Annotated in this window: 6 protein-coding genes; 2 read left to right on the top strand and 4 right to left on the bottom strand. The window is 70.4% G+C overall.

Annotated features, from left to right (window positions below; genetic code table 11):
- Positions 1 to 260 precede the first annotated feature (260 nt).
- A complete protein-coding gene (locus B1H50_RS03445) occupies positions 261 to 455 on the top strand; it encodes a hypothetical protein (RefSeq protein ID WP_080462358.1) in 195 nt (64 codons plus the stop codon).
- A gap of 174 nt (positions 456 to 629) precedes the next feature.
- Here the strand turns inward: B1H50_RS03445 and pulA are convergent, their stop codons facing one another.
- The 4 genes from pulA to B1H50_RS03425 all read right to left on the bottom strand — a co-directional run bounded on the left by pulA (position 630) and on the right by B1H50_RS03425 (position 10,790).
- Entirely contained in the window at positions 630 to 3,479 is a 2,850-nt protein-coding gene (gene pulA / locus B1H50_RS03440; RefSeq protein WP_080462357.1) for a pullulanase-type alpha-1,6-glucosidase, read from the bottom strand.
- An 83-nt stretch (positions 3,480 to 3,562) separates the two neighbouring features.
- The gene (locus B1H50_RS03435; protein WP_080462402.1) at positions 3,563 to 4,090 is read right to left on the bottom strand and encodes an RloB family protein; all 528 of its coding nucleotides are present in this window, start codon (positions 4,088 to 4,090) and stop codon (positions 3,563 to 3,565) included.
- A gap of 64 nt (positions 4,091 to 4,154) precedes the next feature.
- Positions 4,155 to 5,450, bottom strand: coding sequence for an AAA family ATPase (locus tag B1H50_RS03430; RefSeq protein ID WP_080462356.1), 1,296 nt, complete (start codon positions 5,448 to 5,450; stop codon positions 4,155 to 4,157).
- 168 nt (positions 5,451 to 5,618) lie between these two features.
- Entirely contained in the window at positions 5,619 to 10,790 is a 5,172-nt protein-coding gene (locus B1H50_RS03425) for a S8 family serine peptidase (protein WP_080462355.1), read from the bottom strand.
- A gap of 419 nt (positions 10,791 to 11,209) precedes the next feature.
- Between B1H50_RS03425 and B1H50_RS03420 the strand changes: the two genes are divergently transcribed.
- On the top strand, positions 11,210 to 12,442 hold the full coding sequence (locus B1H50_RS03420; protein ID WP_080462354.1) for a PLP-dependent transferase: 1,233 nt from the start codon (positions 11,210 to 11,212) through the stop codon (positions 12,440 to 12,442).
- The last annotated feature ends 89 nt before the right edge of the window (positions 12,443 to 12,531 follow it).

Genomic DNA, 12,531 nt, shown 5'->3' with positions numbered 1-12,531 from the left:
CAGGACTCGGACTCATCGGACTGCACGAACGCGCCCAAGCCCTCGACGGAACCCTCACCCACACCACCACCGACCACCACTGGACCCTCACACTCACCCTCCCACTCGGTCCCGGCGCGGATCCTTCCGGGACCTTCCCGAGACAAATCAGTCCTACAAAAGAATGAGAGCCCTTGACCCTAGGGGCGATGGCGGTGTCCCATGAACCCGTAAGACTGGAGCCACTACAGAGCTCCCTGACCCCAACATAGGAGATCACCGTGACCCGTCGTCGCACCCTGGCAGGCGCCCTCCTCGCCGCTTCTCTTCTCACCGCTGTCGCCCCGGCCGCCTCGGCCGCCGAGGCCAGCCCCAAGGCCCCTCAGGCCGCTTCCCAGTTCGACCGGTCCGGCAACGCCGTCGCCCCGGCCTACTGGCACATCCGCTGCGCCTACTTCATGGGCTGGCTCTGCTGAGCTGGCGCACCCCATATCGTTCACCTTCCTGTGCGGAGCCCGGGCCCGTCTCCTCGAGACGGGCCCGGGCTATTTCCTGTGCTCCCCCGCTCCTCCATGCCTTGCGCGCGCCTCGCCGGCGTCCACCGGTGACGCGGTGACGCCCCGGCGGGAGGATAGTGACGTCCCACTCGCTCAGGGCTCGATGAGCACCGCCACCGTGCGCGCGGGGACGCCCAGCTCGCCCGTGGTCGGATTGAAGGCCGTGCCCTTGACGACGTCATCCGCACCCGCGGCCTGGATCGGGCTGAGGATGAATCCGCGCCCCATCATGGAGCCCGGGCGCACCACTGATTCCCGGGCTCCCGCGTTGATGACCACGGCGAGGCCGTCGAGGGTCGGGTCGAGATCAGCGGGCCCGGCGCCGTCGTCGATCACCATGACGATGACGCCAGGATCGCCGGTGACCGGGAAGGAGACCCGTTCCCGGATGAGCTCGGCGCTGCCCAGCGCCAGCAACGGGGTGGATCGCCGCAGCCGCAGGAAGTCGAGGCACTGGGCGCGGGTCGCGGCGATGCGCTCGGCGGTGGGCCGCAGCCCGGGGCGGGTGAGCAGCCCGGCCTGCGTGAGCCACCGGTCGAAGTTGCGCTCGGCAGGGGGCAGGCCCCGTCCCCAACCGTTGTCCGCGCATGACCAGTCGAGGGCGTTGAAGTGGTCCCCGGAGTTGTAGGAATCGCGATCCAGGGACTTCGAGCGCAGCATCTCCGCGCCGGCCGCCCAGAACGCCGGCGACTGCCCGAGCGCGACCACGCCCAGGCACAGCGCCGCCATGCGCGCGCGGGCCTCCATCGGCTCGTCCGGGGCGAGCTTGTAGGCGAGGACGTCGAAGAGGGTCTCGTCGTCATGGGCGTCCACATAATTGATGGACTCCACCGGCTCTGAGGCGAATGCGGCCGGATCCGTGCCGTAGCGCAGCTCATCGCCCCGCGCCCAGTGGCCATGGCCGGAGTGCAGCGCCACGTCGCGCAGGTTGCCCGCCAGGGCGATGCGGATGAGATCGCCGCGCCAGACGAGATCCGCCCGCCGGATATCCGCGGGACGAGTGTCGAAGGGCGAGGGCGCCTGCGCCAGGCCCGTCCCGAGCCCCTGGATCTCCCTCGGGTCGGAATCCGCGACGCTCCCGCCGCGCAGGGCATCGCGCAGGCGGTCGTTGAAGCAGCCGATGCCGGTCCCCGTCAACTGGCCCTGCACGGCCTGGACGAAGAGCCTGTTGTCCCGCACCTCCCCGAAGTTCCAGCCCTCCCCGTAGAGGAAGGGGTCGTGGCCGTTCACCTCAGCGGCCTCCGCGCGCAGGGCCTCGCGCACGCCGCGCATCGTGGCCGCGGAGTGGTGCCCCATGAGGTCGAATCGGAAGCCGTCCGCCCGGTAGTCACGCGCCCACCGCACGCACATGTCGATCATGAGGCGCTCCGCCATGGACCGCTCGGTCGCGATGTTGTTCGCGCACGTGGAGTCCTCGATGGCGCCGGCGGCATCGAGGCGGTGGTAATAGCCGGGCACGATTCGGTCCAGCACGGAGCGCGGGTCCTGCCCGCTGGCCGCGGTGTGGTTGTACACCTGGTCGAGCACCACCTGGAGGCCCATGGCGTGCAGGGCGCCGATCATCTCTCGCATCTCGATGATCCGGGCTCCGCCATCCTGGTGCCCGGCGCGCGCGTAGGAGCCCTCGGGGACACCCCAATGGTAGGGGTCGTAGCCCCAATTGTAGGCGTCGTCGTCGGCAACGGCGGCGATCGCCGCCTGGGGGCGGCGCGAGGCTGGGTGGATGCCGTCGGGGATATCGGGGACGGCCTGGGCGGCTCGGTCCTCCGGGATGGAGGCGATATCGAAGGTCGGCATGAGGTGGAGCGTGTCGATGCCGGCCTCGGAGAGCTCGCGCAGGCTGCGGGTTCCCGCGCTGTCAGCGCTGAAGGCGGCGTAGGTCCCGCGCAACTCGGCCGGGCAGGTGGGGTCCGCGGCGGAGAAGTCACGCACGTGGAGCTCGTAGATGGCCCGGGCGGCGTCTCCTCCGAGCTCGCTTCCCGCGACGGGGGCGGCCTGGTTCGCCCAGGCGGCGGGGGCGAGCGCCGGATCGGAGAGGTCGACGGCGACGCTGCGGCGCGAGTCCGTCGTCAGGGCGGTGGAGTACGGGTCGGTGACGAGGTTCGTCTCGATGCGCCCGGTGGCGGGGACGTAGACCCGGACCTCCCACAGGTACTGATCCCCCGTGCTGATACGAGGGCTCGCGGGCACCTCCCAGCGACCGTCCGACAGGCGCTGGGCGGGGGAGCGCAGGGGCTCGCCATCGATGAGGGGCACGGAACCGGTGGGGTCATCGGCGGCCCAGCTCAGGAGGGCGACCTCGACGGCGGTGGGCGCCCAGAGCGCGAAGGCGGGGCCCTCCCCATCCTGGCGACGGCCGCCGCTGCTCCACGTGGGACCGAGGGGAGCGGAGCCGTCGCGGCTGGCCGCGCCGCTGTAGAGGAGGTCGAGGATCGGCCAGATCTGAACGCCGGTGCAGGCGGTGATCCAGTGGCCGACGGCGTCGGAGTCCACCGTGCGCTGCACGATCGCCAGCTGACCGGTGAGCGCCGCCTCCACGGCGTCATCGGGCAATCGGGGCCCGGCGATGGCGTCCTGCGTGCTCAGAGCCAGGTATCCGGCGAGTGGCGGGTGCGTGGCGAGCGCCCCGGGACGGACCTCGTCGATGATCCCGGCGACGACGAGAGGAACGACGAGGGCGCCGTCGCCGAGGCTGAGCAGGCCATCCGCGACCGCGGTGCCGCCGCGCGGGCTGGCGATGAGGTCGAAGGAGACCGGCGGGCGAGCGGTCGAGCCCAACTCGGATGGGAGCACGCCGGCGGGCAGGAGGCTCGCGGGCCAGGCAAGGGTGGTGGTGTCGAGCCAGTAGGCGCGGGATTCCCCCGCCCCGGGGGCCCCGTGCTTGACCGGCGCCTCGTGGTGGGCACTGGGCGCGGTGTGCCGACGCCCCTTCGCGTCCTTCATGGGCCCACCCTCCCATGACCCGCCCCTGCCGATCCAACCCATTCGCCGAGACCGGTCGAAAATAGGAGCGAGACCGGTTCTCCTCAGAGGAGGCCGAGGCCGCGCATGAGGTGGGGCATGGTCGTTGATGGGCAGGGACCCTGCGTGTCCAGCTCCGGCTCGGGGATACCCACGAGCCGGCATCGTTGGGTGGCCTCCGCAACGGCATCCCACGGGAAGTCCTTGGGAAGGGACTTCTCCCCCTCGCGCACATGAGCGATCTGCGCGTAGTGGCGCCGAGCGTCACGTTGGTCCTGGTAGTTGCGGACCTGGCAGTAGTGCGCGGCGAGCCACACCTCGAAGCAGGGCACTGAGACGACGCCGTGGACCGGGCGGCTCTTCTTGCTCAGCTTCCCGCAAGCTCGCAGGAAGTCAGATCGATTCTCGCCGTCATGATCGACGACGATCCAGGCCTCGTCGAAGGAATCGAGGTCGGAGCGCGGTCTTCTGAGTTCCTTGATGAGGCTCAGAGGATCACGATTGCTGAAGCGGATCGTGAGCGCGATCGACCGCCCTACTTTCTTTTTGAGAGGCTCCAAGTACGCCTGCTCGGTCCGCTGTCCGTTCGTCACCACCAGGATCGCTCGGCGCTGCTGGCGGGGCGCGCGCCTCCGAGACGGCCTTCCTCGACCCATCTCAGTCCCCCATAACTGCGAAGAGGCGGCGCAGGCCTGAGGGATCGACCCTGGGAACACCGCCGAGAGCGCCCACGAGGTAGCGCTTCTCCTTGTTGCTGGCCCGGCGAAGATCCGTGAAATCAGCGAGCGAGTAAATGCTTGAGGAGCCGTCATCATCCTTCTCGCAGAACCACGTCTCAGCGGCCTCGAGCCTGGGGGTCGGCGTGTTGCCCAGCAGCGACGCGTCATGCGTGGTGGCGATGATCTGGGCGCCGGTCGTATTGAGATCCGGATCCTGGAACATTTCAATGAGCGCGGAGGCGAGATGGGGGTGGAGGCTCGCATCGAGCTCATCGACGACGAGCACACCGCCCTGACGCAGGGTCTGGATGGCCGGACCGGCGGTGGCGAGCCAGGTGAGAGTGCCCTCACTCTGAGCGCCGAGTCCTAGACGGCATTCGGCGCCGTCGGGGCCGCGATGGATGAAGACCAGGGAGTGACGGAGCTGGCGAAGCAACTCATCAGGAAGCCCGACGTCCTCACCCTGGAGGCGCTCGGCGAGGGAGCGGATCTCCTCGAGTACTTTCGGGGGGATCTCCTGCTCCTCAAGCTCGATGCGGAGAATGCCCAAGTCCGCCATCTGGGAGAGGGCGGCGCTGATCTCGCCCCACGCCTGGGGATCATCTGCGAGCCGGATCGTGAGCCAGCGGATCCGCGCGAGCCTCTCATCGTCCGAATGGTGGACGAAGGACGTGGTGCGCAGCTCCTTGACCAGGGGGAAGAGCGTCTCGTGGCGGTAGTGGAAGGCCACGCCCAGGAAGAGGTCATCCGCACTCGTCAGGTTCTTGACCTCGCGATTGGCTCCGCGAAGGGATGGACCCGCCAAGATCTCCAGAGGAGCAGTCGCGCTCGGCTGACGCCGGACGAAGACCTTCTTCCACCGCCTGCCGACCTCCCACAGCTCCTCGCTCGAGATACCCCAGACCTCGGCTGTCACCGTGTAGGCGAAGCGCCTGCCCTCGGCGGTGAACTCGAGCCGGTAGGTGGTGGGCTCCGAGGCGCCCGGCCTGAACCTGTCCGGCTGGTAGAGGATTCCGCGCGCACCGCCGATGGCCCGGTGCAGCGCCTCGAGGGCGTCGAGCAGCGTGGACTTACCAGAGGCGTTGGCGCCGTAGATCACGGCCGCTCGCTGGGTCTCCCGGATCCAGGAGGAGTCGCGCCCGGGCATGAGAGTCTTCAGGGACGGACGGACGAGATCGAGGACGGCCTCGCCCGTGAAGCATCGGAAGTTGGTGACAGAGAACGTCAGCAGCACGCACACATGCTACCACGACAGGTGTCAATGAGGAAAATTTTTTCAGAAATTGCACGATAGCCGCGCTTCATCAGGACTGAGCGAACGGTTGGGGCCGCCGTCCTCTCAAGGGCGGCGGCCCCAACCGCTCGCGACGCCTGCTCAGTGAGCGCTCAGCGCGCCCGGGTCTCACTCAGCGGCAGTGCCCGACAGCTCCATGCTCCGACGGCGGCGCCAGATGACAGCCCCTCCGGCGAGGAGCGCCACGGCCGCCATTCCCAGTGCGGCCGCCGCGTCGGCGCCGGTGCTGGCCATGGCCCCCGCGTTCATCGGGGGGCGCCCGGAGGACCGGCCTCCGGCATCGACCGCCTGGCCCGGCCGGACAGGCACGGCGGGCAGCTCACCGGGCTGGCTGGGCCGGATGGTCGGCCCATCCGCAGTCCCTTGCGCGCCAGTGCTCCCGGAGCCGTCAGTCGCACCATCCGTCCCAGCGGAGCCGCCGCTGCCACCGTCGCCCCCGGGCGAGGGCTGCTCCGGGGAGGAGATCGTGATGGTGACCTGACGGGTCACGATCCGGCCGGCGGCGTCCGTGGCCACGAGGGTCACGGTGTTCTCCCCCGGCACGAGCACGGTGCTCGGCGCCAGCGACAGCGCGGTGTCACCGGCGGCCGTGGCCGAGCCGTCGTCAGTCACGGAGTAGAGCGCGAGGACCTTCGCTGCCACGGCGGACTGATCGGCGAGGCCTCCGGGCTCGACGGTCACCGTGGCCGAGTCCGGCCCGTTGATGACGGCGTCGGCATCAACGACCACAGCCCTGGACAGCGTGGTCGTATTGCCGGCGAGATCCGTGGCCGTCATGGTGATGACGTGGGTCCCGGCCGCCATGTCGGCCGTGGGCACGGCGATATTGAGGGCACCCGCGTCCACCGAGCCGGTCTGCTCGGCGAAGAGCCCGCCCGGCCCCCCAGGGGCCGCACCGCCATCATCGCCGCCCGCCGCCCGGCCCGCCGGTGCGAGGACGTCCTCGACGTCGGTGCGCCGCTTGGCGCGGGATGTGGACACCGAGTCCACCTCCTTGCCGTCCACACTCACCGACAGGCCGGCCATATTGGGGTCGGTAGCGGTGGCGGTCAGCTCGTGCTTGTCGCGGATGACCTCGCCATCCTTGGCGTCGAGGGCGGCGCCGGGGGCCTCCTTGTCCACATGAACGGGGATGCGGGCCTCAAGCGAGTTGCCCAGACTGTCCACCGCCCCGACGTACAGCGTGTCACCGTCCTTGACGGCGAGGGACTCGGAGAAGTCCTGCGCATTCACGTTCGCTCCGGGGTTGGTCCGGCGGAAGAAGTCCGCCGCGACCTCGTTGTTGAGGCGCAGGCTGTAGCCCCACTGGTCGTCGGAGACGGTGCCCGTGAAGGCCACCGAGTCCTGGTTGGTGTAGAGCTCGCCACCGTGGAGGGGCGGCTCGGTGAAGTCGGCTGACGGGGGCATCACATCCACGTACAGGCTGACGACGCCCTCGGTGAGGATCATTCCCGCCGCATCGCGGGCCACCACCCGGTACTGGGTGAGACCCGACGGCGCAGGCACGGGCGCGGTGAAGGAACCGTCCGCCGCCACGGTCGCTGCGATGGGCGCGTTCTCGCCGATCACGCCGTCATCCCCCGCGCGCGAGCCGGGTGTGAGCTCGAGGCTCACCACGCCCCCGCTAGTGGTGCCGCGCAGGGTGAAGGCGCCGTCGGCGCCGCGATCGGGCGAGCCGGAGGAGACCTCGCAGATCATGTTCCGGTAGCACTCGCCGTTGGTCAGGCTGATGGCGGCGACCTCGGGCGCCTGCGCCCGGCCGGCGACCGGGACGGTGAGTGCGGAGGTGTTGGCCCCATCGTTGAGCGCGATGCCGAGGGAGGTCGTGGAGGGGTCGAGGGTCGTGGCGAGGCTGAAGGTGCCGTCCTCCTTGATCGTCACGCCCTGACCATTGATGGTCAGGGTCATATCCGCCGGCTCGGCGCGGTCGTCGGAGACGGCGCCGGTCAGGCTGATCGCGCCGTCGGCGCCGGCGATCACCTGTCCGGCCTCATCGACGCCCCCGGTGAGGGTGACGGTGGGCGGGGTCGTGTCGCGGATGACGGCGACGGCGAACTCGTCGATGAGGGCCCCGTCGGCGCCGTAGCCGCGCACCATGACCGTGCCGGCGGGGTGGTTGCCGGCCAGGGTGGCGGCGAACTCACCGCCCGTGAGGGGGGCGTCGGCGCCATCGACGGTCACCCGCGTGATGTCGGGGGTGACGAAGCCGGTGATGGGGATGTCGCGGGTCTGGTCGGCGCCGAGGATGACGCTGGCGGAGCCCAGGTGGCCATCGACGGCGACGAACATCCCGGAGGAGGCGTAGATCACATGCTTCTCGGTGACGTTGAAGCCGGCGTCGATCGCGCTGATCGTCGCGTACGGCGTGGTGCCAGCGAGCGTGGCCGTCCAGGAGCCGTCCGCCTGCTCTGCCACGGGCGCGGTCGTGCCGTCGGCCAGGACCACCATGGGCTCGCCCATAATCCCGGAGCCGGAGTCCTCCACGGTGAAGCGCACCGAGGATTCGCTCTTGCCCAGGATCGTGACGGTGGGCGCGGTGGTGTCGATCGTCAGGGGGAGGTCGACGTTCTGCCAGCCGTAGTCCTCGCTGAGGCGCGCGGAGACCCGGTATGTGTACTGCCCGTCGGGCAGCGCCCGGAAGGCGCCCGCCTGAGCGTTCCAAGCGGTGCCGTCGAAGGCCGCTCCCGCGTGGCCGAGGCTGCCGCTGTAGGCGGGATTGGCGAAGATCCGGCCCGTCAAGCGTTGAACGTTCTGCTCATCGCCCAGATCGACGACCCGGTTGCCCGCCGTGTCGAGGACCTCGTAGTGGATGTCCCGCGCGTTGCGCATCATGACGAGCGAGGGCAGGGCGGCGTCCATCTTGCCGTCGCCGTTGGGCGACAGCGCTCGGCGCTGGCCGTCGGCCCCCGCGACGGGGACCGTGTAGGCGTCAACCCTCCCGATGAGACCGGTGGTGTCCGTGGCGCCGCCGGCGATGCCCCAGGTCCGGCCCTCGGGCTGGATGATGGACTCGGCGTTCCAGTCGCCCACGAATCCCATGTAGGGGACAACGAGGTCGGGCGCGCCCGTGGTGGAGACGAGGCGGACCCAGCCCTCGATGAAGTGGGAGGAGGCAGTGTCCGGGGCGAGGGTGAGATCCACGGTGGCTGTGCCGCCCGCGGGCACGGTCACCTCGGTGCTCGACGGCGTCAGGCTCTCGGTGGCGGACACGAACACGGTGGTCAGCGCACCGGCGGCGTTGCTCTCCGTGAGCACCTCCTGGGCGGGCAGTGTGTAGGAGGCATCGGCGCCGGAACGGTTCTTCAGGGTGATGGTGAAGGCCCTGGGCGCGTTCACCTCGCGCAGCGCCACCGACGGAGCGCCGTCGACGGTGGCGCTGACGGGCGAGGCCAGGGCCTTGTCGATCTGCGCCAGCCCGGCGCCCACCTGGCGCGGAGCGGCTGGGGAGCCGTCGGCCGCCGAGGGGACGCGGGCCGTGTTCATGAGCAGGGTCCTGACCAGGTCGATTCTCTCGGCGCCCTGGATCTGCGGGTAGCGCACGGCCAGGTCGTGGAGCAGGAGCGCCCCCATGGCCGAGACGTTCGGCGCCGCCATCGAGCTGCCCTCCATGGTGGCGTAGCCGGCGGAGCCGACCGTGGAGTAGACGTCGCCGCCAATGCCAGCGATCTCCGGCTCGAAATCGAGGTTCTGGGTGGCGCCCCAGGAGGAGAAGGGCGAGGGGGCCGTGCCTCCCGGGTAGGGGGCCGACGTCGGCGGCCCGTCGAAGCGGATCCTCCGGCCCGGGTCCTCGGCGAGGGCCTGGCGGATCGCCTGCGCCCGGTCGGGTGGGATGATCGCGGAGAACAGGGGGTAGGCTTCGGCGCCGGCCGGGTTGATGGGCCGGCCCTGACCCGCCTGGGGGTTGAAGAGGAGCACGCCCGCGGCCCCGCGGGCCTGCGCGTTGGCGAGCTTGTCCGTGAAGGGGTTCTCCCCGTGCTCGACCAGCACGATCGCTCCGGAGAGGTCGGCCCCGTCCGCGTAGTCCTGGGCGCGCCCGAGCCCCGCATCGACCACCCGCGATGCCGTGCTCGGCGCGGCACCGCCGAGCCGCGCGTAGTCGAAGGGGATGGCGTTCTCGCCCTCGCCAAGAGACCCGCTGGGAATCGTGAACTGGGAGTTGTTCAGGGAGGCGACGGTGAGCGCCGATCCCTGGACGCCGGGGCTGGCCACGGTCCCGTCGTCGAAGCGGCCCAGCGCGTCATCCGGGCCCTGTGCGATGGAGAAGTTGAGGCCATCGTTACCGGCGGCGGCGACGGTCAGGACCCCCGCCCGGCGGGCCTGCTCGATGGCCGCCCTGGCGCCGTCGGAGGAGTCCGGCACGCCATTGGGGCCGCCCAGGGAGAGGTTGATGACATCGGCGCCCATCTTCACCGAGTCCTCGATCGCGGCGATGATGTCCCCGTCGCGGGCCTGGCCCGCCTTGGCCGGGTCATTGGAGAAGACCTTCATGGCCAGCAGCTGGGCGTTGGGGGCGACGCCGTCGATGCGCCCCGAGGCCGCGAAGTCCGGCTCGCTGCCCTGGGAGCCATTGGCGGCGGCGATGCCGGCCACGTGCTGGCCGTGCTGGGAGCCGGTGAGGTCGCGGATCTCGAAGGACTCGTCGGCGTAGTTGTACCCGTTGGGGACTTTGCAGGTGAAGTGCCCTCCGGAGGGGTTGACTTCCTTGATCTTGGCGGCGCCGCAGTCATCGAGGCGCAGGTCGGGGTGGGAGGGGTCGATGCCGTAGTCGATGATGGAGATGACCGTGCCGGTGCCGTCGGCGCCATAGCCGGCCAGGGCCGCGGGGACGCCCTCCTCATTGCGCGCCGAGTACTCGCTCGGGTAGTAGACGCGCTCCTTGCGCACCGATGCCACGGCGGGGTCGAGGGCGAGCGCGGTGACCCTATCCGCGGGCATGGTGGCGGTCATGCCGTTGACGAGGTAGCCGAATCGGTCATCGACCTGCAGGCCGTAGGCACTACTCCAGGCGGCGATGAGCGAGTCCTGCGCGGCGAGATTGACCGACTCCGCTGCCGACGACGGCGAGGAGGGCTGGTCCTTGAGCATGACGACGACCCGGACCCGCTCCGCGGTACCGGCCTGCGCCTGGCCGACGGCCTCACCGACGGCCCGCTGGAGGATCGGGGGAGCCGGGGGCGCTGCGGCGGCCCGAGCCAAGAGCGCCTGGGGGACGACGAGCAGCAGCGAGAGCGCGGCGGCTCCCATGGCGGTGTGCAGGCGCGCGAAGGACGGGAATCGCACAGGCTTCTCCTTCGGGGAGCGAGGGGATTCGGCTATGAGCGGGAGTGGGGAAGCCGGCCCGAGACACGCCTGAGCGACCCTGACCAGGGCAAGAGTACCGCGCTGTGTGAGCACTATGTGAAGGATGAGACAGATCGCACGGCATCGCCGCGGATCAGGTCCGGCCCAGATGCCGGGCGGCACTTGACCGAGCGGCCGGTGGTGGCATTACCGTCCGTCCCATGACGGCCTCGATGAGCATGCCCCGCGCCCACGGCATGCGCCGAATGCGGATGCGCTGACAGCGCCAGCCGTCGCTGTCTCCCAATCACGGTCAGAGTCCGAGGTCGTCGCTGCTCGCGGCGCCCGCCGACTCCGCTCCCGTCGGCCTAGGCGGGACGCGTTCATCCCCGCCCCCACCAGCGCACCCAGGATCCACCATGACCAGTACTCCGACCACCGACCGCACCAGGACCCCCGACCCGTCCCATTCCCCCGCCCGCACCTCGCCGGTCCACCGCCATCCCACGTGGGACGTCGACACCGCCTGTCCCCGCGGGACCGGCCCCTCCCTGCGGATCAGCACGCTGCTCGCACAGGCAGGCACCCGCACCGACCCGCTCACCGGCGCGATCACGACGCCGATACACCTGTCCACGGCCTTCGGGCACCCGGGCCTGGGCGAGTCCACCGGTTACGACTACACGCGCACCGCCTCCCCCACCCGCGACGTCGTCCAAGACGCCCTGGCCAGGCTCGACGGCGGAGCGGCCGGATTCGCCCTATCCTCGGGGATGGCGGCGATCGAGTTGGCGATCCGCGCGCTGGTCCCGGCCGGCTCGAGGATCGTGGCGCTGGAGGACCTCTACGGCGGCAGCTACCGGCTCCTGGAGGTACTCGCCTCAGAGGGCGCCTACGAGGTCGACTTCGTCCTGGGAGACGAGGGCCTGCGCGAGGCCCTGGGGCCGGACCGGCCCGCCTCGCTCGTCCTCGTGGAATCGCCGACCAATCCGATGATGGCGCTCATCGACCTGGCCACCGCAGCCCGGCTGGCCCATAGCGCGGGGGCGCTGTTCGCCGTCGACAACACCTTCCTCACCCCGTACCTGTGCCGACCGCTGGAACTCGGCGCCGACATCGTCCTGTACTCGGCAACGAAGTATTTGAGCGGGCACAACGACGTCATGGCCGGAGCGATCGTCGTCGCCGACGAGACGGCGGGCGAGCGCATCCAGTACCGGCTCAACACGACCGGCGCGACGCTGTCCCCCTTCGACTGCTTCCTGCTGCTGCGGGGCCTGAAGACGCTGGGGGTGCGCATGGACCGGCATGAGGCCAACGCGCGCGCCGTCGCCGCGGCCCTCGATCCGAGCCCGCTGGTGGATCGGGTGCTCTACCCGGGACGCAGCGGGATGGTGTCCTTCGAGGTGGCCGAGAGCGTGGATATCGCGGCGATGCTCGCCGCCCTGAGGGTCTTCACCTTCGCCGAGTCCCTCGGGGGCGTGGAGTCCCTCGTGACCAACCCGAGTGCGCAAACCCACGCCGATGTCCCGCCGGAGCGGCGGGCCGCCTACGGGCTGTCCGACCGCCTCCTGCGCCTGAGCGTGGGCATCGAGGACGCCGCGGATCTCACCGCGGACCTCCTCCAGGCCCTCGAGGCCGGGTCCAGGTGAGCGTTCTGAGCATTCACGGCGCCTCGCGCCGGCCGCCTCGCGGCTCTGCTCCGAGAATCGTCCGCGCGCTCGTCCCTCCCATACTCATG

Source organism: Actinomyces gaoshouyii (assembly GCF_002072175.1).
Lineage (GTDB): Bacteria > Actinomycetota > Actinomycetes > Actinomycetales > Actinomycetaceae > Actinomyces > Actinomyces gaoshouyii.
The sequence above is the reverse complement of the archived record's forward strand: the minus strand, read 5'-3'. Positions and strand labels throughout refer to the sequence as shown.